This window comes from Halobacillus sp. B23F22_5, assembly GCF_043497085.1.
GTDB lineage: Bacteria > Bacillota > Bacilli > Bacillales > Halobacillaceae > Thalassobacillus.
Genome location: NZ_JBIEKI010000024.1, coordinates 23,626 through 50,586, shown reverse-complemented (window position 1 = coordinate 50,586; position 26,961 = coordinate 23,626). Strand labels below are relative to the sequence as shown.

Annotated in this window: 29 protein-coding genes and 1 rRNA gene; 29 read left to right on the top strand and 1 reads right to left on the bottom strand. The window is 41.7% G+C overall.

Annotated features, from left to right (window positions below):
* The first annotated feature begins 11 nt into the window (after positions 1-11).
* The 12 genes from rrf (at position 12) to rsmI (ending at position 7,802) form a co-directional block, all read left to right on the top strand.
* Positions 12-125: ribosomal RNA gene (rrf, locus tag ACGTN9_RS19940) — 5S ribosomal RNA — on the top strand.
* 237 nt (positions 126-362) lie between these two features.
* Entirely contained in the window at positions 363-545 is a 183-nt protein-coding gene (locus ACGTN9_RS19935; protein ID WP_499596177.1) for a sigma factor G inhibitor Gin, read from the top strand.
* Positions 546-655: 110 nt separating this feature from the next.
* On the top strand, positions 656-2,083 hold the full coding sequence (locus tag ACGTN9_RS19930; protein ID WP_499596175.1) for an aminotransferase class I/II-fold pyridoxal phosphate-dependent enzyme: 1,428 nt from the start codon (positions 656-658) through the stop codon (positions 2,081-2,083).
* Between the two features lie 17 nt (positions 2,084-2,100).
* Positions 2,101-2,745: a dTMP kinase gene (gene tmk, locus ACGTN9_RS19925; protein WP_499596173.1), complete on the top strand. Its 645-nt coding sequence runs from the start codon at positions 2,101-2,103 to the stop codon at positions 2,743-2,745.
* Positions 2,746-2,789: 44 nt separating this feature from the next.
* A complete protein-coding gene (gene darA / locus ACGTN9_RS19920) occupies positions 2,790-3,119 on the top strand; it encodes a cyclic di-AMP receptor DarA (protein WP_028781757.1) in 330 nt (109 codons plus the stop codon).
* Positions 3,120-3,139: 20 nt separating this feature from the next.
* On the top strand, positions 3,140-3,580 hold the full coding sequence (locus ACGTN9_RS19915) for a YaaR family protein (RefSeq protein WP_499596170.1): 441 nt from the start codon (positions 3,140-3,142) through the stop codon (positions 3,578-3,580).
* A gap of 13 nt (positions 3,581-3,593) precedes the next feature.
* The gene (gene holB, locus ACGTN9_RS19910; protein ID WP_499596169.1) at positions 3,594-4,580 is read left to right on the top strand and encodes a DNA polymerase III subunit delta'; all 987 of its coding nucleotides are present in this window, start codon (positions 3,594-3,596) and stop codon (positions 4,578-4,580) included.
* Positions 4,581-4,586: 6 nt separating this feature from the next.
* A complete protein-coding gene (locus tag ACGTN9_RS19905; protein WP_028781760.1) occupies positions 4,587-5,414 on the top strand; it encodes a PSP1 domain-containing protein in 828 nt (275 codons plus the stop codon).
* A gap of 16 nt (positions 5,415-5,430) precedes the next feature.
* Entirely contained in the window at positions 5,431-5,784 is a 354-nt protein-coding gene (yabA, locus tag ACGTN9_RS19900) for a DNA replication initiation control protein YabA (RefSeq protein ID WP_499596168.1), read from the top strand.
* Between the two features lie 151 nt (positions 5,785-5,935).
* Positions 5,936-6,679, top strand: coding sequence for a tRNA1(Val) (adenine(37)-N6)-methyltransferase (locus ACGTN9_RS19895; protein ID WP_499596167.1), 744 nt, complete (start codon positions 5,936-5,938; stop codon positions 6,677-6,679).
* Positions 6,669-6,932, top strand: a complete 264-nt coding sequence (locus ACGTN9_RS19890) for a GIY-YIG nuclease family protein (RefSeq protein ID WP_499596166.1) — start codon at positions 6,669-6,671, stop codon at positions 6,930-6,932. The genes ACGTN9_RS19895 and ACGTN9_RS19890 overlap by 11 nt, the downstream gene beginning before the upstream one ends.
* Entirely contained in the window at positions 6,933-7,802 is an 870-nt protein-coding gene (rsmI, locus tag ACGTN9_RS19885) for a 16S rRNA (cytidine(1402)-2'-O)-methyltransferase (protein WP_499596165.1), read from the top strand.
* A 120-nt stretch (positions 7,803-7,922) separates the two neighbouring features.
* Here the strand turns inward: rsmI and abrB are convergent, their stop codons facing one another.
* The gene (gene abrB, locus ACGTN9_RS19880; protein ID WP_093046832.1) at positions 7,923-8,198 is read right to left on the bottom strand and encodes a transition state genes transcriptional regulator AbrB; all 276 of its coding nucleotides are present in this window, start codon (positions 8,196-8,198) and stop codon (positions 7,923-7,925) included.
* A 484-nt stretch (positions 8,199-8,682) separates the two neighbouring features.
* Between abrB and metG the strand changes: the two genes are divergently transcribed.
* The 17 genes from metG to mfd all read left to right on the top strand — a co-directional run bounded on the left by metG (position 8,683) and on the right by mfd (position 26,903).
* A complete protein-coding gene (metG, locus tag ACGTN9_RS19875) occupies positions 8,683-10,632 on the top strand; it encodes a methionine--tRNA ligase (RefSeq protein ID WP_499596164.1) in 1,950 nt (649 codons plus the stop codon).
* Between the two features lie 164 nt (positions 10,633-10,796).
* Complete coding sequence (locus tag ACGTN9_RS19870; protein WP_499596162.1) at positions 10,797-11,567, top strand: TatD family hydrolase; 771 nt, start codon at positions 10,797-10,799, stop codon at positions 11,565-11,567.
* Between the two features lie 301 nt (positions 11,568-11,868).
* Positions 11,869-13,125 carry a resuscitation-promoting factor gene (locus ACGTN9_RS19865; RefSeq protein ID WP_499596161.1) on the top strand — a complete coding sequence of 419 codons (1,257 nt, stop codon included), beginning with the start codon at positions 11,869-11,871 and terminating at the stop codon, positions 13,123-13,125.
* 104 nt (positions 13,126-13,229) lie between these two features.
* On the top strand, positions 13,230-13,793 hold the full coding sequence (rnmV, locus tag ACGTN9_RS19860; protein ID WP_499596159.1) for a ribonuclease M5: 564 nt from the start codon (positions 13,230-13,232) through the stop codon (positions 13,791-13,793).
* A complete protein-coding gene (gene rsmA, locus ACGTN9_RS19855; protein WP_499596157.1) occupies positions 13,786-14,673 on the top strand; it encodes a 16S rRNA (adenine(1518)-N(6)/adenine(1519)-N(6))-dimethyltransferase RsmA in 888 nt (295 codons plus the stop codon). The genes rnmV and rsmA overlap by 8 nt, the downstream gene beginning before the upstream one ends.
* A 71-nt stretch (positions 14,674-14,744) precedes the next feature.
* Positions 14,745-15,659, top strand: a complete 915-nt coding sequence (gene yabG / locus ACGTN9_RS19850; RefSeq protein WP_499596155.1) for a sporulation peptidase YabG — start codon at positions 14,745-14,747, stop codon at positions 15,657-15,659.
* Between the two features lie 258 nt (positions 15,660-15,917).
* On the top strand, positions 15,918-16,181 hold the full coding sequence (veg, locus tag ACGTN9_RS19845; protein ID WP_499596153.1) for a biofilm formation stimulator Veg: 264 nt from the start codon (positions 15,918-15,920) through the stop codon (positions 16,179-16,181).
* A 173-nt stretch (positions 16,182-16,354) separates the two neighbouring features.
* Entirely contained in the window at positions 16,355-16,534 is a 180-nt protein-coding gene (locus tag ACGTN9_RS19840; RefSeq protein ID WP_499596151.1) for a small, acid-soluble spore protein, alpha/beta type, read from the top strand.
* A gap of 73 nt (positions 16,535-16,607) precedes the next feature.
* A complete protein-coding gene (gene ispE / locus ACGTN9_RS19835) occupies positions 16,608-17,474 on the top strand; it encodes a 4-(cytidine 5'-diphospho)-2-C-methyl-D-erythritol kinase (RefSeq protein WP_499596150.1) in 867 nt (288 codons plus the stop codon).
* Between the two features lie 59 nt (positions 17,475-17,533).
* Entirely contained in the window at positions 17,534-18,355 is an 822-nt protein-coding gene (gene purR, locus ACGTN9_RS19830; protein WP_499596149.1) for a pur operon repressor, read from the top strand.
* 204 nt (positions 18,356-18,559) lie between these two features.
* Entirely contained in the window at positions 18,560-18,850 is a 291-nt protein-coding gene (spoVG, locus tag ACGTN9_RS19825; protein WP_028781775.1) for a septation regulator SpoVG, read from the top strand.
* Positions 18,851-19,060: 210 nt separating this feature from the next.
* Positions 19,061-20,440, top strand: coding sequence for a bifunctional UDP-N-acetylglucosamine diphosphorylase/glucosamine-1-phosphate N-acetyltransferase GlmU (gene glmU, locus ACGTN9_RS19820; protein WP_499596147.1), 1,380 nt, complete (start codon positions 19,061-19,063; stop codon positions 20,438-20,440).
* A gap of 15 nt (positions 20,441-20,455) precedes the next feature.
* Positions 20,456-21,409 carry a ribose-phosphate diphosphokinase gene (locus ACGTN9_RS19815; protein ID WP_499596145.1) on the top strand — a complete coding sequence of 318 codons (954 nt, stop codon included), beginning with the start codon at positions 20,456-20,458 and terminating at the stop codon, positions 21,407-21,409.
* Between the two features lie 87 nt (positions 21,410-21,496).
* Positions 21,497-22,150 carry a 50S ribosomal protein L25/general stress protein Ctc gene (locus ACGTN9_RS19810; RefSeq protein WP_499596143.1) on the top strand — a complete coding sequence of 218 codons (654 nt, stop codon included), beginning with the start codon at positions 21,497-21,499 and terminating at the stop codon, positions 22,148-22,150.
* 229 nt (positions 22,151-22,379) lie between these two features.
* Entirely contained in the window at positions 22,380-22,940 is a 561-nt protein-coding gene (pth, locus tag ACGTN9_RS19805) for an aminoacyl-tRNA hydrolase (RefSeq protein WP_499596141.1), read from the top strand.
* A 131-nt stretch (positions 22,941-23,071) separates the two neighbouring features.
* Positions 23,072-23,302, top strand: a complete 231-nt coding sequence (gene fin / locus ACGTN9_RS19800) for an anti-sigma-F factor Fin (RefSeq protein WP_499596140.1) — start codon at positions 23,072-23,074, stop codon at positions 23,300-23,302.
* A 64-nt stretch (positions 23,303-23,366) separates the two neighbouring features.
* On the top strand, positions 23,367-26,903 hold the full coding sequence (gene mfd / locus ACGTN9_RS19795) for a transcription-repair coupling factor (RefSeq protein ID WP_499596139.1): 3,537 nt from the start codon (positions 23,367-23,369) through the stop codon (positions 26,901-26,903).
* The last annotated feature ends 58 nt before the right edge of the window (positions 26,904-26,961 follow it).

Below are 26,961 nucleotides of genomic sequence, written 5' to 3'. Positions count from 1 at the left end.
CATCATAAAGGTCTAGTGGCGATAGCGGAGAGGTCACACCTGTTCCCATGCCGAACACAGCAGTTAAGCTCTCCAGCGCCGATGGTAGTCGGGTTTATCCCCGTGAGAGTAGGACGCCGCTAGGCAATCAAGAAACCCGGAAGTCTTCCAAGGCTTCCGGGTTTTTGCTTGTAAATTAAAATTCTGTTAGCGAAAAGTGTTTTAGCCGGTAAAGTCGAAGACTTGATTCCGATATGTTTGGGAGAATTCAGGGTCGTTGGGGAATGGATCCTATTAAATCATCTCTCTCTTTCAAAATATCAATAAAAAAATAGTATAAGAGATGGTAGATTTGCACATACTAATGCCATGGAGGTGGAAAGATGAAAACAATCAACCGCTGTGGCATATGTGATCGTAATACGACAGAAGGCATTCATATCTATCAATTATTCATTTGTGAATCTTGTGAAAAAGAAATTCTGGAAACAGAACCAGGCGATGCTAGATATTCTTTTTACATCGATAAGCTGAAGAATATCACGCCAACTAAAATACATTCATAAAATTAAAAAGATCTTTGCAAAGAAGCGAAGATCTTTTTTTGTTTGTAATCAACCCATGAGTTAGGTAAGATGGAGTAGATTTTTCAATTGCACGGAGAAGGTGAAGTTCGATGCCCCTTGATCAAACAGAAACACCGCTATACGATAGGCTGCATTACTATAAAAACAATAGTTACGATTCTTTTCATGTTCCAGGCCATAAAAATGGAAGAATATTTTCAGAACGAGGATATGAAGACTTCCGTTCTATCCTCTCCCTCGATTTTACCGAGATAACAGGGATGGACGACTTGCATGACCCTCATGGTGTAATTCAACAAGCGCAGACATTGGCATCCGATTTCTTTAAGAGTGATTTCTCCTATTTTTTAGTGAATGGTAGCACGGGGGGAAATTTAGCCATGATTTTATCTGTGTGTAAGACGGGAGATCAAGTTCTTGTCCAGCGTAATTGTCATAAATCAATTTTGCACGGATTGGAATTAGCCGGGGCTCAGCCCGTCTTTTTGGCCCCCGCTTATGAGGAAGATACAAAGCGATACAGCAAAATGGAAGTGGATTTGGTAGAGAAAGCATTAGCCCGTTTTCCAAAGGCAAAAGGGTTGATTCTGACTTACCCGGATTATTTTGGTCGAACCTATGAAATAGAAAACATTATTAGAACAGCCCATGCACATGATGTCCCAGTGCTGGTAGATGAAGCACACGGGGTACATTTTCATCTGGGTCCTCCGTTTCCAACACCAGCTTTGACAGCAGGGGCGGATGTCGTGGTACAGTCCGCTCATAAAATGGCACCTGCTATGACGATGGCTTCGTTTATACATGGGCGAAAAGGTCGCATCAATCTGGAAAAATTACGTTATTTTCTTCAAGTGGTACAGTCCAGCAGTCCTTCCTACCCGCTGATGGCAAGTTTGGACTTAGCCCGGCATTTTTTAGCTAATACAACTAAAAAAAATGTAGAAAAAGCGCTTGATCATACAGAAAATGTCAGGAGAGTCCTGTTGGAAGGGAACGGATGGACGGTTTTACCGGTCAGTTATCAAGATGATCCACTAAAAATAGTTTTGCATGCAGATCAAGGGTGGACAGGTTTCCAATTGGCGGACTTACTAGAACAAACAGGAATATATCCAGAGTTGGCGGATGCTAATCAGGTACTGCTTATTATGGGTCTTGGAGAATACGCTAACCTTCCCAAGCTGAAGAAGTGTATCGCTACTGTAAATGAGCAATTAAAAACCACTTCAAAGCATGCTACAATAAAGGATAGGGTCTTATTCCCTTCCAAAATTCAGGAATTGTTATATTCTTATGAAGATATGAAAACGATGCAAACCACATTTATGGAGTGGTCGAAGGCAGTTGATAAGGTTGCTGCACAACCTGTGGTACCTTATCCGCCAGGTATTCCATTATTAGTTAAAGGGGAAAAGATTACCATACAGCATGTAGAACTGATTAGGTTATTACTTGAACAGGGTGCCCGTTTCCACAATGAACAGATAGAAACAGGAGTTAGCATCTTTCAATAGATTTGAGGAGAATGAGTGTGAAAGGATTATTTATTACGTTTGAGGGCGGAGAAGGTGCCGGGAAGACTTCGGTACTTCAGGCGCTCTCCAAGGAATTACACCAAAAAGGATATGATGTACTGGCCACCAGGGAGCCAGGAGGAATAGAAATTGCAGAAAAAATTCGCCAGATCATTTTAGATCCAGCACATACGGCTATGGACGGGCGAACAGAAGCTTTACTGTATGCTGCAGCACGACGACAGCATCTGGTCGAGAAAGTATTACCTGCTCTTAAACAAGGCAAGATTGTTCTATGCGACCGTTTTGTCGATAGCAGTCTGGCTTATCAAGGTCATGCCCGGGGACTTGGCATAGAAGAAGTATTCCAAATTAACCAATTTGCCATTGAAAATTGCATGCCTGATGTTACATTATTCTTTGATATTTCACCGGAAGAAGGCCTTCAGAGAATAGCTGCTAATAAGGGGAGAGAGCAGAACCGGCTTGATTTGGAGAATCTGGATTTCCACCAAAGCGTTTATGAAGCTTATCAAATATTGATCAGGAAGTTCCCGGAGCGCATCCATGTCATCGATGCCTCTCAGTCATTCGAAACTGTGCAAAAGGATGTCTTAGCAAAACTGCACTCTTATTTGCCAAACAGTAATGGGGACAGGTGATATTTGGTATAATGTAAAAAAAGGAAACAGGAGGCTGCAACGTTATGAAAATGATCATTGCGGTTATTCAAGATAAAGACAGTAGTCGTCTGACAGATGCATTAGCAGAGAATAATTTTCAGTCGACAAAACTAGCTACAACCGGTGGGTTCCTGAAAGCTGGAAATACAACATTAATGATCGGGTGCGATGATGAGTCTGTCGATGAGGCTTTGGAAATTATTAAAGATAATTGCAGTCAAAGGGAACAGATGGTAGCACCGATTTCTCCAATGGGTGGGAATGCAGATTCCTATATACCTAAACCAGTGAAAGTGGAAGTCGGTGGTGCTACCGTGTTTATATTACCAGTTGAATCTTACTTCCAATTTTAGTGTAAAGGGGTTTTATCATAATGAAAATCAGCCAGGATACCCGGGCACAAGTAGATGCCGCGCAGAAACCCTCTTCCACTAATGTAAAAGGACGGAAGGAATTTGATGCACTCGTGCAGTCCCAAAACCAAAAGTTAAAAGAGCAGGAGTTGGGAAAATTAATAAAAGATATCACTGCACAAGGGGAACGTGTCGCCCGACATCGTTCCTTTCGGGATTTAGCAAAATATAAGCGAATGATCAAAGACTTTCTTCAAGAATCTGTCCAGCACGGGATGAACCTGAAGCATTCACACAGCAGGAATATGGATGGACAACCCCGGAAACTTACCACTATCGACTCAATCGATGAGAAGCTGAAAGAATTGACGGATACAGTGGTCGATCAAGAAAAAAGGTCGATTGACATCTTAGGGATTGTGGGGGAAATCAAGGGTTTATTAATCAATTTGTATACTTAAGGACGGAATCATTATGCATACATGGGAAGACATGAAACAGATCCAGCCCCTGGTCAGTAAAATGCTGATCAATAGTTTTAAAAAGAACCGTATTTCACATGCCTATCTTTTTCAGGGTTCACAAGGGACTGGAAAAAGAGAGATAAGCCTGTTATTTACGAAAGCGATTTTTTGTTCAAACCGAGAAGGAGCAGAGCCATGTCATCAATGCAATGCATGTAAAAGAATTGAATCTGGAAACCATCCTGATGTCCATTGGATTAAGCCGGATGGGCAGTCGATAAAAAAAGATCAAATTCTTCACCTCCAAAAAGAATTCACTTATACGGGCCTTGAATCGAATCAAAAAGTGTATATTGTTGAAAGTGCAGATAAAATGACGGTCAACGCTGCAAATCGGCTGCTTAAATTTTTAGAGGAGCCCAGTAAACAAACGACTGCCATGCTGCTGACTGAAAACAGTCATGCGATTCTTGATACAATTCGTTCCCGGTGTCAATTGATGGCATTCCAGCCCCTCAACGCTCAAAATGTCGAAGAAAAACTTACCGGTGAAGGTGTAAGTGAATCTACTGCGAAGTTACTCTCTCAAATGACTAACAATTTATCAGAAGCATTAGAAATTAACGCCGATGATTGGTTTGCTAATGCACGAAAATTAGTGATACAATTAATAGAAGTGCTGAACAATAAACCCAATGAAGCGCTTTTATTTATCAATCATCAGTGGATGCCTCATTTTAAGGAAAGAGAACAGCTTCAACGCGGTTTAGACTTGTTGATGTTCTGGTTTAAAGACTTGATCAATCACGAGTTGGAAAGAGAAGAGGCCATCATTTACTCACAAGAAAGAGATAGGATGGAGCAAATGTCCATGTCCTGGTCTCGCGAAAGCGCGGTAAGAGGCTTATCATCGATCCTTGAGGCGAAGCGGAAGATAAATCAGAATGTCCATCCTACACTTGTGATGGAACAACTTACACTTCACTTGAAGAGGTGATCATAATTGATCGAAGTGATAGGCGTCCGCTTTAAGCAAGCGGGTAAAATATATTATTTTGACCCAAGGAACATTAAGATGACAACCGATGATTATGTAATCGTGGAAACAGTCCGCGGTATTGAATTCGGTAAAGTCGTCATTGCTAACAGGCAGGTTGATGAGGAAGATATTGTATTGCCTTTGAAAAAAGTCATCCGGATCGCAGATGAAAAAGATAAATTGACGGTGACTGAGAATAAGGAAAATGCAAAAGAAGCCTATACTGTCTGTGAAGCGAAAATTAAAGACCATAAGCTTGATATGAAGCTTGTGGATGTGGAATATACATTTGACCGTAACAAGGTGATATTTTACTTCACTGCAGACGGCCGGGTCGACTTCCGGACCCTGGTAAAGGATTTGGCTTCCGTATTTAAGACCAGAATCGAGCTGCGCCAGATCGGTGTCCGGGATGAAGCAAAATTGCTTGGAGGCATCGGACCTTGCGGACGGATGTTATGCTGTTCCACATTCCTTGGTGATTTTGAACCAGTATCTATCAAAATGGCAAAGGATCAGAACCTTTCGCTGAACCCGGCAAAAATATCCGGATTATGTGGGCGTTTGATGTGCTGCTTAAAATATGAAAATGATGACTATGAAGCAGCTAAACGTGAACTCCCTGACCTTGGTCAGCGGATTACCACTTCTATGGGTAAAGGAAAAGTAGTTGGAATCAATATGCTGGAACGTCTTGTTCAAATTGAATTTCCTGAACTTGAACGTACCCTGGAATATACGTTGCAGGATTTGATTGATGAAGGAGCCGTTTCAACCCAAGCCACAGAATGACGGGGTGGAAGGAAGCGTGAACAAGAAAGAAATTTTTGAACAAGTATCCCATTTAGAATCACAAATTGGAGAGCTTTATCAGCAATTAGGTGATTTGAAAACACAGTTGGCTCACCTCTTAGAGGAAAACCAGCATTTATCCCTGGAGAATCACCATTTAAGGAAACGGCTGGATCGGGAAGCAGCAGCACCTGCCCAGCAAAAGACATCGAAGGAAAAGAGTCATTCCAAGGACTCTTATGTAGGGGAAGGTTATGATAACCTTGCCCGGCTTTATGAAGAAGGTTTCCATATTTGCAACTTACATTTTGGTAGTCCAAGAGATGAAGATTGTTTGTTCTGTCTATCTTTCCTAAACAAGAAAAAATAACAGAACACCGCCTTTCCTTGCCATAAGGAGAGGCTTTCTTTTTATAATAGTTGTTTTGAAAAGTTGTTTTTTTAGCAGCAAACCGATAAATATCAACATTAAAAGATAACTGAGTCTAAAATAGATATGAGTAAGAAAGGAATAGAAGAAAATGGTTGAATTGAAAGATGATGAACGGATCGATGATTTATTAGCGGATGAGACGATGCAAATCATCCAAAGCCCGACTGCGTTTGCCTTTTCCATGGATGCGGTTTTGCTCGCTGACTTCACCTATGTCCCAATCAAGAAGGGGAAAATCATTGATTTATGTACGGGGAATGGCGTAATTCCATTATTGCTGTCCCGCCGTTCCAAAGCTTCCATCACAGGTGTAGAGATTCAGGAACGATTATATGACATGGCGGTGCGTAATGTAGAACTGAACCAATTGAACGAACAATTAGAAATGATTCATGGAGATTTAAAAGATATGCCTGCCCGCTATGGCAACAATAAATTTGATTTAGTCACCTGTAATCCTCCTTATTTCCCTACACCAAGAAAAAAAGAGCAGAATTTGAATGATTATTTGACGATTGCCCGTCATGAGATATATTGTTCCCTTGAAGATGTCGTCCGCTCCTGCAGTCAACTGGTTCGTTCTGGGGGGAAAGTATCCATGGTGCATCGACCCGGACGGATGGCAGATATATTGACCCTTTTCCGGAAGTACCGGATTGAACCGAAGCGGCTCCGGCTGGTATATCCCAAAATGGGAAGGGAAGCTAACGTCCTGTTAGTGGAAGGGATCAGAGATGGCAATGCCGATTTGAAAATCCTCCCGCCTCTTTATGCCTTTACCGATGAAGGAAAATATACGGATGAACTAAGGAAGATCATCTATGGCAAGTGATCATTTTGTTTATATATTGAAATGTAAAGACGGCACCCTATATACGGGGTACACTAATGATTTGTATCAGCGTCTGGCTAAGCATGAAAGCGGTAAAGGAGCTAAGTACACCAGAGGACGCGGCCCTTTCGAGTTAGTATTTCATGAAAGGTTTAATACGAAAACCGCGGCGATGCAAAGGGAGTTTCAAATCAAACAATGGAGCCGTTCCAAAAAAGAAGCATTGATTGCTTTAAAAAATGAGGGAGTATAAATGGATATACAAAAAAGTTTTCAAACGTCTGAATATGGCACCCTATATATTGTACCAACCCCGATTGGTAATCTTGAGGACATGACATTCCGAGCTGTCCGCATTTTAACAGAGGCTGCTAAAATTGCGGCAGAAGATACTCGTAATACAAAAAAATTGTTAAGCCATTTTGATATCCATACTCCTTTAATCAGTTACCATGAGCATAATAAACATGTCAGGGAAAACGAGTTGATGGATGTCTTGGAAAATGGCCAGGACCTTGCCGTAGTAAGCGATGCGGGTATGCCTGGAATTTCTGATCCGGGATATGATCTTATTCAAGCCGCAATTCTTCGCCACCTCCCTGTCGTTGTACTTCCAGGAGCGAACGCTGCTTTATGCGCGTTGATCGGTTCCGGTTTGGAAACGGAACATTTTCACTTTTATGGCTTTCTTCCAAGGAAGAAAAAAGATAGGGATCAAGAATTGGAAGCTATAAAGGGATTTCGCTCCACAATGGTGTTTTATGAATCACCCCACCGTTTGAAAGAAACATTGAAAGCACTGCAGGGTGTGTTTGGAAATCGAAGGGTTGCCTTGTCCAGAGAGTTGACGAAACGCTATGAAGAATATGTGCGTGGCAGTTTAGACGAAGCGATGGAGTGGGCGGAGAATAATGAGCTCAGGGGAGAATTTTGTATTGTAGTAGAAGGGAACAAAGAAGAAGTAGCGGAACATAATTTATGGTGGAGCAGTTTATCCGTAATCGAGCATGTCGAACATTACATCAAAGAAGATTATTCCAGTAAACAAGCGATAAAGCAAGTAGCCAGTGAGCGTAAGCTTCCTAAGCGTGAAGTATACCAGGCCTATCATGTAGGGGATTAGTCTGTGTATTATTGGAGTTTCCCTGGCTATATGAAATATAAAAAAGCACGGGCTGCCAGTCGGTTCAGTCCGTGCTTTTTTGTCGAGACCTTTCTCTTTTTGTGTAGGTCTCTTTCTTTTTTATTTCATGCTGTCTTGAATTTCTTTCATCAGTTTGTTCGCACCTTCACGGCTTAGAACCAGTTTGCCATTCGCGAGGGAAAGATTGTCCTCGGATACCTCACCAGTAACATGACAAGTCATGTTTGGCTTGTATTTCTTAAGTACGATACGATCGTCATCAACATAGATTTCCAATGCGTCTTTCTCGTTTATTCCTAATGTGCGACGAAGCTCAATCGGAATAACCACGCGTCCAAGTTCATCAACTTTTCTTACAATACCAGTAGATTTCATTTTTGTTTCTCCCCTCAATCAAAAATTTTCGCCAGATTTCGACATCTGTCTAAGGTTATAGTACCAACCTTTCCCAGCTATGTCAATTCTTTAATTTTCCAATTTACCAATTACATCAAACTATCAAGGATACTACATGTAGTATTTATTAACTAATGTATTAATCCATATTGGGATTCTTCGGATATCAAAGAATTGAATTATGTAACATTTTTGAAAAAATATTACAATTACCACAAAAACTTAACCAGGTTTCCGCCAATAGCATTCGACAAAATTCTGTCAGTATATGGGGGTGTTTCGACAAAAAAAGTAAAAAATGTTGGTGATACTTTTAATTTTTTGCCTCTAAATTGTATTCTTCGGTATATTTTGTTGTTAAGAATGGAAATCCTCTATATAAATCGATACAATAAGGAGATACGGAAAGTTATTCAATGAAGACTAACCATAGTCTTTCGAATATAGTCGAGGAGGGAAAAGGATGCCTGAAGAAAAAAACACCTTTTATATTACAACACCAATCTACTATCCAAGTGGTAATCTGCATATCGGCCACGCTTACACTACTGTAGCTGGGGATGCGATGGCTAGATATAAACGATTACAAGGGTTTGACGTCATGTATTTGACTGGAACGGATGAACACGGTCAAAAGATTCAGCGTAAAGCGAAAGAGAAAGACGTGACCCCTCAAGCCTATGTAGATGAGATCGTAACTGGAATCAAGGATCTTTGGGGAAAGCTGGATATTTCTTATGATGATTTTATCCGTACCACCCAAGATCGCCATAAAGACATTGTTGAAAAGATTTTCTCTCACCTGCTTGAAAAGGGAGATATCTACCTTGATCAGTATGAAGGCTGGTATTGCACGCCTTGTGAATCCTTTTTTACCGAGCGTCAATTAGATGATGGAAAATGCCCGGATTGTGGGGGAGCGGTAGAAAAGGTCAAAGAAGAATCTTATTTCTTCAAGATGAGCAAGTATGTCGATCAACTGCTGGCTTTTTATGAAGAAAATCCAGAGTTTATCCAGCCGGAAAGCCGCAAAAATGAAATGATTAATAACTTTATTAAGCCAGGATTAGAAGATTTAGCGGTTTCTCGTACAACATTTGACTGGGGTGTCCAAGTACCTGGTAATGCCAAGCATGTCATTTATGTATGGATTGATGCACTCAGCAATTACATCACTTCGCTTGGTTATGGTACGGATCAGGATGAACGCTACCAAAAGTATTGGCCGGCAGACGTTCATTTGGTTGGAAAAGAAATTGTACGATTCCATACCATTTACTGGCCGATTATGCTGATGGCCTTAGACTTGCCATTGCCAAAGAAGGTCTTTGCTCACGGCTGGATTTTGATGAAAGACGGTAAAATGTCCAAATCAAAAGGAAATGTCGTGGATCCGGTCAAACTGATTGACCGCTATGGTCTTGATGCACTGCGTTATTACTTGCTTCGTGAAGTACCATTCGGTTCTGATGGTGTATTCACACCGGAAGGGTTTGTCGAACGTACCAATTATGACCTCGCCAATGATTTAGGGAACTTGTTGAATCGTACGGTGGCTATGATCAGTAAATACTTTGATGGTGAAATACCTGCCTTCCAAACCGGGCAAGATCCGTATGATGAAAACCTGGAACAGCTGGCGAAAGAAACAAAAGCACAAGTAGAAGAGAACCTGGAAAATATGGAGTTTTCGGTAGCTCTTTCCCAGCTTTGGACGTTTGTCAGCCGCACCAATAAATATATTGATGAAACACAGCCATGGGTGCTGGCAAAGGATGAAAGCAAGAAAGAACGTCTTGGCAATGTCATGGCACACCTCGCTGAATCCTTACGTCATATCGCGATTATGTTGCAGCCTTTCTTGACCCAGACTCCGGAGAAAATCTTTAAGCAGCTGGGGATCGAACAAGAGGAATTGAAGCAATGGGACAGCTTGAGTCAAATCGGTATGATTCCTGCAGGGACAAAGGTTCAAAAAGACGATCCTATTTTCCCTAGACTGGATGCAGAAGTCGAAATTCAAGCAATCAAAGAAATGATGAAAAAGCCTGCACCTGCAAAACCAGAGCCTAAGAAAGAAGAACAGCAGGAAGTTACCATTGACGACTTCATGAAACTGGACTTTCGTGTAGCCGAGGTTACTCAGGTTGATAAAATCGAAAAAGCCGACAAGCTGCTGAGAATCCAACTGGATTTAGGTTATGAAAAACGCCAGGTGGTATCCGGTATCGCTGAACACTATAAACCGGAAGAGCTGATAGGTAAAAAAGTAATTTGTATTACCAACTTGAAGCCTGTCAAACTTCGCGGCGAGCTTTCCCAGGGCATGATTTTAGCTGGTGAAGATGAAACTGGCAAACTGGCCTTGGCTTCCATTGACCAAACCTTGAAAAATGGTGCGAAAGTTAAATAGAACCTCAAAAAGGGAAAGCTGATAAATGGCTTTCCCTTTGCTTGCACTTTAAGAAAGTTTAACTATGTTAAAGGATAAAAGTATAAGAAACACTGCTTTCCCATAAAGACTTGGCGATAAGCCAGGTTTTTCTAATAAAGTAATTTGAAAAGGTGGTAGTAACAATGTTATTTGATACGCATGTCCATTTAAATGCCAGACAATTCGAAGAAGACCGCGAGGAAGTGATTCAGCGCGCCAATGAGGAAGGCGTCAAATATATGGTGGTAGTGGGATTCGACCGTGAAACCATCCCGCTAGCGATTGAAATCGCTGAGTCGCACGATAATATCTATGCTGCCGTCGGTTGGCATCCCGTAGATGCTATTGATATGGAAGACACCGACCTGGACTGGATTGAAGAGTTATCTTCCCACCCTAAGGTAGTGGCTTTAGGCGAAATGGGACTGGATTATCACTGGGATAAATCCCCGGCAGATGTCCAGAAAGAAGTGTTTCGTAAACAGATACAATTAGCTAAAAAAGTGAATATGCCCATCATCATTCATAACCGGGAAGCGACTCAGGATATCGTGGATATTTTAAAAGAAGAAAAAGCAGAAGAAGTCGGTGGTATCATGCATTGCTACAGTGGCTCTGTAGAAATTGCTGAAGAATGTGTGAAAATGAATTTTATGATTTCACTGGGAGGACCAGTAACCTTTAAAAATGCCAAACGACCGAAAGAAGTTGCAGAGGCGATTGATCTCGATCACTTACTTGTAGAAACCGATTGTCCATTTTTAGCTCCCCATCCAAACCGTGGAAAGCGAAATGAACCTGCTTATGTCAAATTAGTAGCAGAACAAATTGCTGAATTGAAAGGCGTTTCATTGGAAGAAGTGAGCGATAAAACGACTAGAAATGCAATGAAATTCTTTAATATTAAGCAATAATCCATTTGTAAAGATGAAATTTTTACCGTCCTTCATAATGAAGGGCGTTTTTTTAATGTCATACCAGGTAAAAGGTCCGGTAAAATATTGGGTTAGTTTGTCGTATCCATGTCATTTTTTGAAATAAAGGGTATTTATACCTATTTTATTATACAAATGTATGAGAATTGTAACATGCTTGTTATGTTATTTCATTTCTCGGACGTGTATATTGGGTATTGTGAAAACGGGCCGCTGGCTTGGTTTTTGCAGATTCGCATTTATCTGTTAAGGCTTTTTATCAAAAAGGAGGCAAGAAGGCATGAAAAAAATATTTTCTAAGTTATTGCCAGCTTCGAAAACTACGATGGTTGTGACTATTATTAGCAGCGTCGTATTGTTTGCCTTACTTGGTGTTTTAACTCATGAAGCAACGAAAGCAGAAGTCATCGTGAATAATAACGGTGAACCAACTCAAGTACGCACACATGAAAATACAGTTGGTGAACTTCTGCAAACACTAGACATAGACATCTCAGAATATGATGAATTATCTCATCCGGAAAATACTGCTTTAACTGACGGGATGGAAGTAGATTATCAAACTGCCCAACCGGTTCAAGTAGTCATTGATGGTGAACAAAAAGAATATTATACAACTACAGAAACAGTAGGAGAATTTTTCGACGAACAAAACCTCAGTTTTAAAGATCGTGATGAGGTCTCGCATAAGCAGGATGCTCCTATCAAAGCAAATATGAATATTGAAGTAGACAAAGCGTTCCAGGTTACCATCAATGATGGCGGGAAGAAGAAAAAAGTATGGACGACAGCTTCAACCGTAGGTGATTTTCTTGAAAACCAGAAAATCGAACTTGGGAAACTGGATGAATTGAAACCGAAGAAGTCCAAAGAACTTGATGGTGAGACTCCAATACATATCACACGTATAGAAAAAGTTACAGATGTGGTAGAAGAAGAAATTGACTTTTCAACAGTAACCAAACAGGATAGTTCTCTTTTGAAAGGAAAAAGAAAGGTCGTATCTGATGGTGAAAAAGGCCTTGTCACTAAAAAGTATGAAGTGACATTGAAAAACGGTGAAGAAGTCGATCGTAAACTAATTAAAGAAGAAAATAAGAAAGACAGCAAAAATAGAATTGTGGCGATTGGTACAAAGCAGCCGGAAAAGCAAAAAGTGACCACTGTTTCCAATAATACCAGTAAAGCTGAATCAAGCAGTAACAATAGTGACAGTACAGTATCACGGAGCAGCTCCGATACCGGAGTCAAAACGCTGCAAATGAGCGCTACTGCCTATACGGCGAGCTGTTCAGGGTGTTCTGGCATTACTGCAACCGGCATCAACTTGAAAGCGAATCCTGACGCTAAGGTGATTGCGGTCGATCCAAGTGTCATTCCATTAGGTACGCGAGTATGGGTTGAGGGTTATGGAAATGCCATCGCTGGAGACACAGGTGGAGCAATCAACGGAAATAAGATTGACTTGTTCATGTCTTCGAAAAGTGATGCATTAAGTTTTGGGAGAAAGACGGTCCAGGTTAAAATCCTTGAGTAATAGCACAAGAAAGCAGGGGAATCGCTCCTCTGCTTTTTCTTTTGTAATCGTTTCGTGGTATGCTGAAAACAATTAAACAGTGCGAGTGCACGGAGGAATACAGGTTGAAAAAAATTAAAGAAATCATTGTAGTAGAAGGAAAAGATGATACTGCAAAAGTAAAGCAGGCTGTTGAGGCGGATACCATTGAATCGAACGGATCTGCTATCAATAAAGAAACCATTGAACGAATCAGGCATGCCAAAGAAAAACGGGGCGTAATCATCTTTACTGACCCTGATGCTCCAGGTGAGAGAATCCGTTCGATAATCTCTGATGCAGTTCCTGGCTGTAAGCATGCGTTTTTACCAAAAGACCAGGCCCGCTCCAAATTTGATAAGGGACTTGGAATTGAACATGCTACCGTAGAAGCGATTCAAGAAGCTTTGGCGTCTGTTTATGAGTTGACTGAAATAACAGGAACTGAGATAACCAAAACCGATTTAATAGCATATGGACTTTTAGGTGGAGCTCGCGCAGGCTATAGAAGGGACAGGCTGGGAGAGCTTCTTAACATAGGTAAAACGAATGGCAAGCAGTTATTGAAGCGGCTTAATATGTTTCATATTTCTAAGCAAGAGTTCGAACAGACGATGGAAGTGTTGATACAGGAGGAAAAAGATGAGTAACCAAAAGGCGATTGCCACCCCGACGAGAACGAAAGAGATTCTGAATCAATATGGCTTTTCGTTCAAGAAAAGCCTGGGACAGAATTTTTTAATCGATGCCAATATATTAGAGAATATTGTTCAGCACGCAGGCGTGGATGACCACTCCGGCGCCATTGAGATAGGGCCGGGGATAGGAGCGTTGACAGAACAACTGGCAAGGCATGCCGACCGTGTCGTGGCATTTGAAATCGATCAGCGGTTGGTGCCGATTTTAGAAGAAACGCTCTCCCCTTATGAAAATGTAACAATCATTAACAATGATATTTTAAAAGCGGATGTCCATGAAGTGATACGTACGCAATTTGAACCTGGGCAAAGTTTAAAAATCGTAGCTAACCTTCCTTATTACATCACGACCCCTATCTTGATGAAGTTACTGATGGAACGTCTCCCTGTAGAAAACATTACTGTGATGATCCAAAAAGAAGTTGCAGAACGTATGGCTGCATCGCCTAATACGAAAAGCTATGGGTCTTTGTCGATAGCGGTTCAATACTATACGGAAGCTAAAGTAGTAATGAATGTCCCAAAAACCGTGTTTATGCCCCAGCCGAATGTTGATTCTTCTGTCCTGCAGCTGACCCTGCGAGATACTCCGCCGGTTCAGGTGAAAGATGAGGAATTTTTCTTCACGGTCGTACAGGCGACTTTCGGGCAGCGCCGCAAGACCTTGATGAATAATTTGTCCCGTCACTTTAAAGGGAAGTTTGATAAGGAAGAGCTAAGGGAGAAGCTGACAGCGGTTGCCATAGAACCTTCCCGTCGTGGGGAGTCTTTAACCATGGAAGAATTCGCAACTCTCGCTAATTTACTCTACGAAGAGCCAGAATCGAATTAAACTACTTGCTATACACAACTTCACGCCTTTCACATAGGCTATGTTAGTGATATGTGTGAGGTGGTGGCAACATGATTGTCAAAGGGGACCTGGTTACACGCAGGTCATATAACCATGATCTCTTATTCCGCGTACAATCTGTCAGCAGAGACCGTGTTCTTCTATTTGGGGAAGATTTCCGTCTTGAAGCAGATGCGCCGCTTGCTGATTTGAAAAAGGTGACAGGGGAAGAATATCGGCAGCATAAAAAGAAGGTAAAGGTCCAGGAGGATTATTCTTATCGTTTGTTTCGCCAGGATTATCAGCTCCTTAAAGAAAAAAGGGATCATGAATCAACCAATGGCTACCAGCACGAAAATAACTATTTTCAAATATCCCCCCGCGTCCTGCACGTTGATGGAGACCAGCTTTTTTTAAAAAAATGCATCCAGCTTTACCAACAGCTTGGACTTCAGGTCCACGGTACCCATATGGATGAAAAGGAAATGCCACTGCAGATTGGGTCGCTATTAGATAAAATACAACCGGATATCGTAGTAATTACCGGACATGATTCTTTTTCTAAAAATAAGGGTACTGTTCGTGATTTACGTGCATACCGGCATTCCCAATACTTCGTTGATACGGTACGGGAAATTAGAAGTAAAACTTCCCATCTTGATCAAATGGTGGTATTTGCAGGAGCTTGCCAGTCTCATTTTGAATCGTTGATTAAGGCTGGGGCGAACTATGCCAGTTCACCGAAAAGGATAAATATCCATGCGTTGGATCCTGTATATATCGTTGCACGTATTGCTTATACCTCGTTTATGGATAAAGTCAATGTCCGTGAAGTGCTGCGGAATACGCTGACTGGTGAAGAAGGGCTGGGTGGTGTGGAAACGCGTGGGTTGCTTCGTGTCGGTATGCCGTACCGGTCATTAGAAATGCTTGAAGAGGAAGAAAAAGCGACAGAAGCGGAATCAGAAACTACACCTGAAATATAAAAACGCACTGTCTCGAAATGTTGCTGGCTTAAACGTTCAAAGAATGCCTTTGATTACCGTTTTTGGCCAAGTGAGTTTTGAGACAGAGAGCGTTTTTATTTTTTATACATATAATTTCCTTTTTCAGGAATAATAAAGATATCATGACATAAGTAATTATTTTGTTGACATCAATTTTGTCATACTGGTATAATATAAGATTTTATTTGACATAATCGATGGCTTGTGTTATATTTATATACAGTGAGGTGGAGTGTAGTGGCTAAAACGTTATTCGAAATAAAAGAATCCCTTGAAGGCCAAATTGGTAAGCGATTGACTTTGACAGCAAATGGGGGTCGGAGGAAAACGATCCAGCGTTCCGGCATCTTGGCTGAAACATACCCTTCGGTATTCATTGTCGAGCTTGACCAAGAGGAAAATGCTTTTGAACGAGTATCTTATAGCTATGCAGATGTACTTACAGAAACGGTTGAATTAAGCTTCGACGAGATGACCAAACTGGCTATCGGAGAACAGTAAACATTGTTTACTGTTCTTTTTTTATGCCGGGAAACAGAGGGGAAAGTCTTTCAGCCTGATGTCATGCAGGCAATATTTGCTCTTTTTACCCATTAGTCCCTGAATGAGTATCGTCCAGACTCATATGCTATAAGTGTCGTAATAAAGCTTTTTTCGAAAGGAGCTGCACACAAGTGAGCAGACGTAGAGGGATCATGTCCGATGGTATGAAGGAAGAGATAGCGAAAGAACTTGGCTTTTACGACAAGGTACAGAAAGAAGGGTGGGGTGGCATCACGACTCGCGATGCCGGAAACATGGTGAAACATGCCATCCAAAAGGCTCAGGAACAAATGATAAGGGAGCGGTCCTGACGGGCCCTCCCTTTTTTGAAATGAAATGTGGTACAATCTCATATAGGAATGATGAGGAAAAGTAGGTGTAGCAATGTATGTGTATGAAAAAGCGCCGGCTAAAATAAATCTCTCGCTGGACGTTTTATATAAAAGAGATGATGGTTTCCATGAAGTGGAGATGGTGATGACGACTATCGACTTAGCGGATCGGATTACGCTCCAGTTATTAGAAGAAGATCGCATCATTATTGAATCGGAAAGCCGGTTTGTCCCTAATGATGACCGAAACCTGGCGTACAGGGCCGCTAAATTGGTGAAGGATACATATAATCTGGAGGCTGGAGTAAGGATCTTCATTGAAAAGAATATTCCAGTTGCGGCTGGACTTGCTGGTGGAAGTAGTGATGCTGCCGCCGTCTTGCGTGGCGTCAATCGCCTATGGGAATTGGGACTGAGCATGGATGAGTTAGCTCATTTAGGAAGCACCATTGGTTCCGATGTCTCCTTTTGTGTTTATGGGGGGACAGCAATTGCGACAGGCCGTGGTGAACAAATAAAGGAATTACCAGCACCCCCTTCTTGCTGGGTAGTCCTCGCCAAACCGGAAATCGGCGTCTCCACCGCCACCGTCTATAAAAAATATAATGGAGAAAATGCTATCCACCCTGATACAGAGCTAATGATTGATGCGCTTGAGCAGCAGAATTTCAGCCAATTGTGCGATAACGTCGGTAATGTTCTTGAATCAGTGACATTAGATCTTCACCCTGAAGTACGTCAGATTAAAGAACAAATGGCACAAGCAGGAGCGGATGCTGTATTAATGAGCGGAAGTGGGCCTACCGTGTTTTCACTCGCACGCCAGGAGACTAGAGCTCATCGTATTTTCAATAGTCTGAAGGGTTTTTGTGATGAAGTATACTTAGTCAGAATGTTAGGATATCGTTCGAACGCTTGATCAAAACCGTATGAATCTGGTATTATTAGATGATAATATTCGGATTTTGAGGTGTGCTTATGAAAAGAAGCGAACGTCTTGTAGTAATGACCCAATATTTATTAGATCATCCTAGAGAGTTAGTTTCTTTACCATTCTTTTCAGAAACGTATCAGGCTGCCAAGTCTTCGATCAGTGAAGATTTAGGTATCATTAATCAGATGTTCCAAAAAGAGAGCATTGGATACCTGCAGACAGTATCAGGAGCTGCCGGTGGGGTGAAATATATTCCGCATTTTTCGAAAGAATATAGTGAATCTTTCGTGAAGCAGTTATGTAATCGTTTGGAAGATCCTGAGCGGCTGCTGCCAGGCGGTTACTTGTTTATGAGTGATTTACTTGGTGAACCACAAACGGTAAGGAATATTGGCCGATTGTTTGCTTCCGCGTTTGCAGATAAAGAAGTAGATGTAGTTATGACCGTAGCTACAAAAGGGATACCACTTGCTTATGCTGTGGCCTCTTATTTGAATGTACCTGTAGTAATCGCCCGCAGAGATCCTAAAGTCACAGAGGGATCGACGGTAAGTATCAATTATGTTTCAGGTTCTACAAGAAAAATCCAGACGATGGTACTGACGAAACGGAGTCTTCAGGAAAATTCACGTGTATTAATCATTGATGATTTTATGAAAGCTGGTGGCACGATTGCCGGCATGAAAAACCTGCTTGAGGAATTCAATGCCATAACCGCAGGGATAGGGGTTTTGGCGGAGGCTGAAGATGAAGAGGAAGAACGTGTTGTTCATGATTATTTGTCCCTTGTCCAAATCATTAATGTTGATGATCGAAATAAACAAATTAAGGTTACAAATGGAAATTTACTAGATAAAATTACATGATAAAATTTATTTTTTAAATACAACATGTTAGAAGCGGAATCCCTGTTATACCAACAGTTGGGGTTCCGTTTTTTTATAAGAAATGTTATTAAATTTTTTTAAATTTATAAAAGGTGGAATTTTTTTATTAAATAAAGAAGGAATTTTTGCCGTTTTGTGGAATTTATGTAATAAGTTCTTATAGGAAAAAGGTGGTGAATTTTAATGGAAGTAACTGACGTTAGACTGCGACGCGTGAATACTGAAGGAAGAATGCGAGCAATTGCTTCTATTACTTTAGACCAGGAGTTTGTCGTACATGATATCCGTGTCATTGATGGCAACAACGGTCTATTTGTAGCTATGCCAAGTAAGCGCACGCCTGATGGAGAGTTTCGGGACATTGCACATCCGATTAACTCGAACACTCGTGGAAAAATTCAAGACGCTGTACTTGAAGAATACCACCGTGCTGGTGAAGCAGAAGTAGAGTATGAAGAAGCCGGCGCTTCATAAGTGAATATCGGGACAACAGGGGGTCTAACTTCACAGGAGTTAGGCTTCTTTATTTTGTTTTTTTATACCCGGTTTTTACCGGGTTTCATCATGTCTTTTTTTGGAAGTACTTCCTATTTATTATTATTGTTGTTTCAAGTAGGGTATTGTTGAAATAACAATGGTTTTAAGATATGATTTTTATGGATAAATAGGATGGAGGGTTACTTCATGGGGAATAGATATGCCGTTGTGCTTGCGGCTGGTCAGGGTACAAGGATGAAGTCTAAACTATACAAAGTTTTGCATCCTGTATGCGGCAAGCCAATGGTGCAGCATGTTGTAGATCAATTGAACAAAGTGGATTTAAGTGAATTGATTACAGTTGTAGGATTCGGGGCTGAGAAAGTTCAAGATCAGTTAGGTGAAGACAGCCACTATGTCATCCAGGAGGAGCAGCTTGGAACAGGACATGCGGTTCTTCAGGCTGAAGATATCCTCGCAGACAAAGAAGGTACGACGCTTGTGGTTTGTGGAGATACTCCTTTATTAACAGGTGAGACATTACAATCATTGATTGATCATCATGATCAAGAGGGAGCGCTGGCGACAGTTTTGACTGCTCACGCTGCCGATCCAACCGGCTATGGCCGTGTTATCCGTGGGGCAACAGGTGAAGTCGAACGAATCGTCGAACATAAAGATGCAAATAATGAAGAAAGAGAGATCCAGGAAATCAATACAGGGACCTACTGTTTTGATAACCGTGCGTTATTTGATGCCTTACAAAATGTATCCAATGATAATGTACAAGGGGAATACTACTTGCCAGATGTCATTGAAATCCTGAAAGATAAGCAAGAAAAAATCAGCGCTTACCAAACAGGTGATTTTTCAGAAACATTGGGAGTCAATGATCGTGTTGCACTCGCCCAGGCTGAAAAAACAATGAAACAGCGCATCAATGAGCAACATATGCGTAACGGGGTTACTTTGATCGATGTAGATAATACTTACATTGGACCGGATGTAAAGATTGGCAAGGATGTTATCATACATCCCGGATCAGTGATCGATGGTGACACAGAGATTGAAGATGATGCCATCATTGGCCCGCATACTACAATAGAAAACTGCCGTATAGGCGCTGGTGCAGTCATCAAGCAAAGCGTAGCTGCCGACAGTAATATCGGAAATCGCGTTCAAATTGGTCCTTTTGCACACATTCGTCCGCAATCTAATTTAGGAGACGAAGTGAAGATCGGTAATTTTGTGGAAGTGAAGAAAGCTGCTTTCGGTAATAAGAGTAAAGCTTCCCATTTGAGTTATATCGGTGATGCAGAGGTAGGCAGCGGAGTAAATATCGGCTGTGGAACGATTACCGTCAACTATGATGGCGCCAACAAGCATTTGACCACGATTGAAGATGATGCGTTTGTTGGGTGCAATTCGAACTTGATCGCTCCTGTAACGGTGGGTAAAGGAGCTTATGTAGCTGCAGGGTCCACCATCAATAAAGATGTGCCGGCAGAAGCACTTTCGATTGCACGGGCTCGTCAAACGAACAAAGAAGGCTACGCTTCTAAAATGAAAAATTCAAAAAAAGGTTAACGGAGGGTATTTCAAATGGCAACTGGTTATAAGGATCCATCTTTGAAGGTATTTTCATTGAATTCCAATCCTTCATTGGCGCAGGAAATCGCGGACAATATTGGAACGGAACTAGGAAAATGCTCTGTAACGACTTTCAGTGACGGAGAAATTCAAATTAATATTGAAGAGAGCATCCGGGGCTGTGACGTCTATGTCGTACAATCCACCTGTGCTCCAGTAAACCAGCATATCATGGAACTTCTTATCATGATTGACGCATTGAAGCGCGCGTCTGCGAGAACAATTAATATCGTGATGCCTTACTATGGTTATGCACGTCAGGATCGTAAAGCACGTTCTCGTGAACCGATCACTGCTAAGCTTGTAGCGAACCTGCTACAAACAGCAGGGGCGACACGTGTATTGATGCTTGATTTGCATGCGCCGCAAATCCAAGGATTCTTCGACATTCCAATTGACCATCTTGTTGGAGTTCCGATTCTATCTGAGTACTTCGAAGAGAAAAATTTCGATGATGTAGTTGTCGTTTCCCCGGATCACGGTGGCGTTACCCGTGCCAGAAAAATGGCTGATATATTGAAAGCGCCGATTGCCATTATTGATAAACGCAGGCCGCGCCCGAATGTTTCTGAAGTGATGAATATCGTCGGTAACATTGAAGGGAAAACGGCTATTCTGATTGATGATATCATTGACACCGCAGGTACAATCACGCTTGCTGCCAATGCTTTAGTAGAGAATGGCGCGAAAGAAGTCTATGCCTGCTGTACCCACCCGGTACTCTCTGGTCCTGCAATTGAACGGATCGAAAACTCTAAGATAAAAGAGCTGGTTGTCACCAATACGATTCCGCTTGGTGAAGACAAGAAAATTGATAAAGTAACAGAACTATCCATTGCACCATTGATCAGTGAAGCAATCATCCGTGTGCATGAATTCAAATCCATTAGTATCTTGTTCGACTGATTATAATAGAAAAACAGGTTTAGCTCAGACAGCGAAAGGGAAACATTATTAAATAGATGGTTTTTATTTCAATGGAGGGTGATTAACTTGGGAATTCAATTAAAAGCAAATCAAAGAACAGATTTGAAACAATCAACGAGTAGGGAATTACGCCAGGAAGGCAATGTACCTGCTGTTGTATATGGTAAAGATAAGGAACCGATCACTGTATCTGTCAATAGCATCGAACTATTGAAAACAGTACGTGACGAGGGAAGAAACGCAATCATTTCCCTGGATGTAGAAGGTAATAAAACAGTAGATGTCATGCTTCATGAATATCAGATCGATCCGCTTAAGGACGAGCTTATTCATGCAGACTTCTATATTGTCGACATGGCTCAGGAAATGGACGTCGAAGTGCCAGTACGCCTGGACGGAGAAGCAATTGGTTCAAAAGAAGGCGGAGTACTACAGCAGCCTCTTTACCACCTGCAAGTCCGTGCGAAGCCAAATAATATTCCAGAAGAGATTACAGTCGATGTATCTGAACTGGAAGTCGGAGACAGTATCATGGTCAGCGACTTGAAGCAAGGCCGTAACTATGAAATTATGGATGATGAAAACCAAACGATCGTTTCTGTCACTCCACCGGAAGAAATGCCGGAAGAACCAGAAACTGATGATGCAGATGCAGAACCTGAATTGGTTGGTGCCGAGAATGAAAGTGAAGAATCAGAGGAAGAAAACGATAAAGAGTAATTCTTCGTAAGTATACAGGGGGCGTGACATTTTGTTGCGCCCCTTTTATTTTCGTTGAATTTATTCTGGCTCAAGCTTCTGCACCCTGGAGGTTTTAAGTTAGTTTCTCTTGCGGCCAAGCACCACGACGATGCTATCTTAAGCTCGTTGAAAATGAGCAAAGCGCTTGTGCTTTTAAATTTGCTATAATGCTAATATAAGTACTTATTTGTAAAAGGAAGTTGAAAAGATGAAGTGTATAGTGGGTTTAGGGAACCCTGGTAAAAAATATGAAAAAACGAGACATAACATAGGCTTTATGGTCATCGATCATTTGGCTGCTGATAACCATTGGGAGCTGAAGCAAGAAAAATTCAAAACCCTTTATACGATAGAACATATCAACGGGGAAAAGGTCTTGCTGTTAAAACCTCAAACGTATATGAATCTTTCCGGTGAAGCGGTCCGGGCATTTGCGAATTATTATGATTTTGATATTGATGACTTTCTCGTCATTTATGATGATTTGGATTTGCCTCCTGGTAAAATCCGCCTCCGCCAGAAAGGTGGACATGGAGGACATAATGGCATTCGTAATATCATCGACCATTTCCAGGATAAATCTTTCAAGCGGCTTCGTGTAGGGATCGGACGCCCTGATGTACCGATGTCGGTCGTTGATTATGTCCTGGGTACTTTTGATAAAGAACAGCTCGCTCCTGTGCAGGAAAGCATTGATAATGCAGCTAAGGCATGTGAATCGTGGCTTGAGCGCCCGTTCCAGGAAGTGATGAATGATTTCAATCAATAATTACCTTTGCCAGTACTAAAAGTGAGAGATTGGTATGTCTTAAATCGGCTGGTCATAAACTGTATGAATCGTATAAATAACACGAGAGACGGTCAAACTATGCACAATTGCTCTAAATAGGAGGTTGTGCGATGTCGATCATCTATGTTTGCCGTCATTGTAATAATACTGTGGGGAAATTAGAACAGGAAATAGCAGATGAGAATATGCTTGGTCTTGGCAAGTTGACGGAACAGGAACGAGAAGAAATGATCGAGTTCCAACACAATGGAGACCTACGCATAAAAACGATTTGCGATAATTGCCAGGAGGCACTTGATCAAAATCCCCAATATCATGAATTAGACTTTTTCATTCAATAAACCATCGGGATTCAAAAACAAGGGTCATCGATTGGTGAGAACGATAATTGTGGAGGAATCGTTAATGCAAGGATTAAAGAAATATTTGCATGGCCAAGATGATATCCATTCCATAGCTTCCGGTTTTACTTCCGGTATGCAAGAACAAATGGTATCAGGGTTATCGGGATCTGCCCGCAGTGCGCTCGTCTCCATTGTAAACGAGTCGTTGGAACGTCCTATTTTGCTTGTTACCCACCAATTGGTCCAGGCACAACAATTGTATGAAGATTTACAGGAGATAGCTGAGGATGAGAAGGTCCATTTATATCCGGTCAACGAACTTATCGCTTCGGAAATTGCCATTGCGAGTCCGGAGTTGAAAAGTCAGCGGATCGAATCATTGAATAATTGGTTGAAACAAGGCTCAGGTATCTTGATTACACCTATAGCTGCATTAAAACGGATACTTCCTCCTAAACCCTATTGGGAACGTTACCGTCTTCCCTTTGAAGTGGGCGAGGAAATAGATGTCGAGAATTATTTAACACGCTTAGTAGAAATGGGCTATGAACGCACGGGAATGGTGGCTTCCCCTGGTGAGTTCAGTATTCGCGGGGGAATTATGGATGTATATCCGCTGACTGCTGAATTTCCCTATCGAATCGAATTGTTCGATACCGAAGTAGATTCCATCCGTACCTTTGATTCCGAAAGCCAGCGTTCTCAGGAAAAATTGGATCAGGTCACTATCGCTCCTGCTACGGAACTTTTAATAACTGAAGAAGATTTTACACGAGCCTCTCATCGCTTAGGAGAGGCCTTAAGTCATTCACTGAAAAAACTTACCAAATCGGAAGCTAAGTCCCGGTTGACGGAAGTAATCGAACATGATCTGGAACGGCTTAATCAGCAAGAGCGCTTTCAGGAAATGTATAAATATATAAACTTCTACTATGAAAAACCCGCTAATCTACTAGATTACTTGCCGGAAGATGGCATTGTAGTAGTGGATGAAATGAGCAGAATCCAGGAGACTGCCCAGCGACTGGACCAGGAAGAAGCAGAGTGGTATCAGAGTCTTTTGGAAGCTAATCAAATTGTCCGGGACCTCTCTATCTCTTATGATTGGCATGATGTATGGTCTAATATCAAACATCCAAAGTTATATTTGTCCGTTTTCTTGCGTCATATTCCTAACACACAGCCGGAAAATGTCGTCAATATATCCTGTCGTCAGATGCAGCAATTCCATGGTCAGATGAATCTATTGAAAAATGAAATGGAACGATGGGAAAAACAGAATTTTTCTGTATTGATCCTGGCACCTAATGACGAGCGGGCGGAAAAGGTACAATCTGTGCTTGATGACTATGGAATGGAAGCGGTCATCAGTAAACAGGATGTCACCCTCCCCGTTTCCAAGCCGACGATTTTAACAGGTAATATCAGCAGTGGTTTTGAATTGCCATTGCATAAGCTTGCTGTCGTTACGGAAAATGAAATGTTCAAAAAGAAAACATCGAAACCGAAACGGAAGCAAAAGTTATCCAACGCTGAACGTATCAAAAATTACCAAGAACTAAAGGTCGGCGATTATGTCGTTCATGCTAACCACGGAATCGGAAAGTATCTTGGCGTCGAGACCCTGACGATGAACGGGGTGCATAAAGATTTTCTGCTCGTCAAATATTCTGGTAACGACAAACTGTTTGTGCCAATCGAGCAAATAGATTTGATTCAAAAATATGTCGGTTCTGAAGGCAAAGAACCTAAGGTCTATAAGCTTGGCGGTAGCGAATGGGGTAAAGTCAAGCGTAAAGTACAATCGTCTGTCGAGGATATTGCCGATGATTTGATCAAGTTGTATGCCGAGCGGGAAGCTTCAAAAGGGCATGCTTTCCAGGAAGATAGTGAAATGCAACGGGAATTTGAAGCATCGTTTCCATATCAGGAAACGCAGGATCAATTGCAATGTATCGAAGAAATTAAAGAAGATATGGAAAAAATTCGTCCGATGGACCGGCTTCTCTGCGGTGACGTTGGTTATGGGAAAACAGAAGTGGCTATCCGTGCTGCCTTTAAAGCTGTTGCGGAAGGAAAACAGGTGGCGATTCTTGTCCCCACCACTATCCTCGCACAGCAGCACTATGAAACAATCCAGGAGAGATTCCAGGATTTCCCTATTAATATCGGTTTGTTAAGTCGTTTCCGTACAAAAAAACAACAAAAAGAAACAACCGATCAAATGAAAAAAGGGTTAGTAGATGTGGTGATAGGCACCCACCGACTGTTATCCAAAGATGCTCAATTCAAAGAACTCGGATTATTGATTGTTGATGAGGAACAGCGCTTTGGCGTTAAGCATAAAGAGAAAATCAAACAATTGAAAACCAATGTCGACGTGTTGACGCTGACTGCGACACCGATTCCAAGAACCTTGCATATGTCGATGCTGGGAGTCCGCGACTTGTCCGTCATCGAAACACCGCCAGAAAACCGGTTTCCAATCCAGACCTATGTACTCGAATACAATCCGGTATTCATGCGGGAAGCAATCGAGCGTGAAATGGCAAGAGGCGGACAAGTGTTTTTCCTTTTCAACCGCGTAGAAAATATAGAGCGGATGGCAGAAGAAATTTCTGCACTCGTACCTGAGGCAAGAGTTACTTCTGCGCACGGGCAAATGAACGAAACCACATTAGAAAATGTCATGTTCTCCTTTTTGGAAGGAGAATTCGATGTACTGGTCAGTACCACAATCATTGAAACCGGGGTGGATATCCCGAATGTCAATACATTGATTGTCTATGACGCAGATAAGATGGGGCTGAGTCAATTGTATCAATTGAGAGGCCGTGTCGGTCGTTCTAACCGTGTCGCCTATGCTTATTTTACTTATCAACGAGACAAAGTACTGACAGAGGTCGCTGAAAAACGACTGCAGGCAATCAAGGAATTCACAGAGCTAGGGTCCGGGTTCAAAATTGCTATGCGTGACCTATCGATCCGGGGAGCGGGTAATCTGCTAGGTGCGCAACAGCATGGGTTCATTGATTCGGTCGGTTTCGATATGTATTCCCAAATGCTGAAGGATGCTATCGAAGCTAAAAGACAGGGTAAAGAACCGGAAGAAATCCAGCCATTCCAGGCAGAACTCGATTTGCAAATCGATGCTTATCTGCCTGATACGTATATTGCCGACGAAAAACAAAAAATCGATATATATAAACAATTCCAGGCGATTGAAAACGTGGAAGATATCCATGACTTAAGGGATGAAGTGATTGACCGTTTTGGAGACTATCCGGATGAGGTGGAGAATTTATTCCTTGTTTCTTCGATGAAGATGCATGCAAAACAAGCACGCATCGAAGCTGTATCAGAAACAAAGCGAAAAATTGAATTAGTGATGGAAGCAGAAGCCAGTCAGGAAATCGATGGAGCAAAATTATTCGACCTCGCTAACAGCTATGGCCGGATGGTTCAATTAGGGACAGAAGACCAGAAGCTGAAAGTCACATTCCAATGGGATAAAAAGACGTATGTACGTCGCTACGAAGTGGTAGATGAATTCTTGCAAAGACTGCCCGAAATGAGACGAGAAGTATCCACTGCTTGATATATTAATAATGGGGAGAAGGGCTGTAGCTCTTCTCCTTTTTTATGATTTCACACCT

Bases quoted from the DNA above. Each gene is read 5' to 3' on its own strand.
- ACGTN9_RS19935 (WP_499596177.1), top strand. From the start codon at position 363: ATGAAAACAATCAACCGCTGTGGCATATGTGATCGTAATACGACAGAA.
- ACGTN9_RS19930 (WP_499596175.1), top strand. From the start codon at position 656: ATGCCCCTTGATCAAACAGAAACACCGCTATACGATAGGCTGCATTAC.
- darA (WP_028781757.1), top strand. From the start codon at position 2,790: ATGAAAATGATCATTGCGGTTATTCAAGATAAAGACAGTAGTCGTCTG.
- ACGTN9_RS19915 (WP_499596170.1), top strand. From the start codon at position 3,140: ATGAAAATCAGCCAGGATACCCGGGCACAAGTAGATGCCGCGCAGAAA.
- holB (WP_499596169.1), top strand. From the start codon at position 3,594: ATGCATACATGGGAAGACATGAAACAGATCCAGCCCCTGGTCAGTAAA.
- ACGTN9_RS19895 (WP_499596167.1), top strand. From the start codon at position 5,936: ATGGTTGAATTGAAAGATGATGAACGGATCGATGATTTATTAGCGGAT.
- ACGTN9_RS19890 (WP_499596166.1), top strand. From the start codon at position 6,669: ATGGCAAGTGATCATTTTGTTTATATATTGAAATGTAAAGACGGCACC.
- rsmI (WP_499596165.1), top strand. From the start codon at position 6,933: ATGGATATACAAAAAAGTTTTCAAACGTCTGAATATGGCACCCTATAT.
- abrB (WP_093046832.1), bottom strand. From the start codon at position 8,198: ATGAAATCTACTGGTATTGTAAGAAAAGTTGATGAACTTGGACGCGTG.
- metG (WP_499596164.1), top strand. From the start codon at position 8,683: ATGCCTGAAGAAAAAAACACCTTTTATATTACAACACCAATCTACTAT.
- ACGTN9_RS19870 (WP_499596162.1), top strand. From the start codon at position 10,797: ATGTTATTTGATACGCATGTCCATTTAAATGCCAGACAATTCGAAGAA.
- ACGTN9_RS19865 (WP_499596161.1), top strand. From the start codon at position 11,869: ATGAAAAAAATATTTTCTAAGTTATTGCCAGCTTCGAAAACTACGATG.
- rsmA (WP_499596157.1), top strand. From the start codon at position 13,786: ATGAGTAACCAAAAGGCGATTGCCACCCCGACGAGAACGAAAGAGATT.
- yabG (WP_499596155.1), top strand. From the start codon at position 14,745: ATGATTGTCAAAGGGGACCTGGTTACACGCAGGTCATATAACCATGAT.
- ispE (WP_499596150.1), top strand. From the start codon at position 16,608: ATGTATGTGTATGAAAAAGCGCCGGCTAAAATAAATCTCTCGCTGGAC.
- purR (WP_499596149.1), top strand. From the start codon at position 17,534: ATGAAAAGAAGCGAACGTCTTGTAGTAATGACCCAATATTTATTAGAT.
- spoVG (WP_028781775.1), top strand. From the start codon at position 18,560: ATGGAAGTAACTGACGTTAGACTGCGACGCGTGAATACTGAAGGAAGA.
- glmU (WP_499596147.1), top strand. From the start codon at position 19,061: ATGGGGAATAGATATGCCGTTGTGCTTGCGGCTGGTCAGGGTACAAGG.
- ACGTN9_RS19815 (WP_499596145.1), top strand. From the start codon at position 20,456: ATGGCAACTGGTTATAAGGATCCATCTTTGAAGGTATTTTCATTGAAT.
- pth (WP_499596141.1), top strand. From the start codon at position 22,380: ATGAAGTGTATAGTGGGTTTAGGGAACCCTGGTAAAAAATATGAAAAA.
- fin (WP_499596140.1), top strand. From the start codon at position 23,072: ATGTCGATCATCTATGTTTGCCGTCATTGTAATAATACTGTGGGGAAA.
- mfd (WP_499596139.1), top strand. From the start codon at position 23,367: ATGCAAGGATTAAAGAAATATTTGCATGGCCAAGATGATATCCATTCC.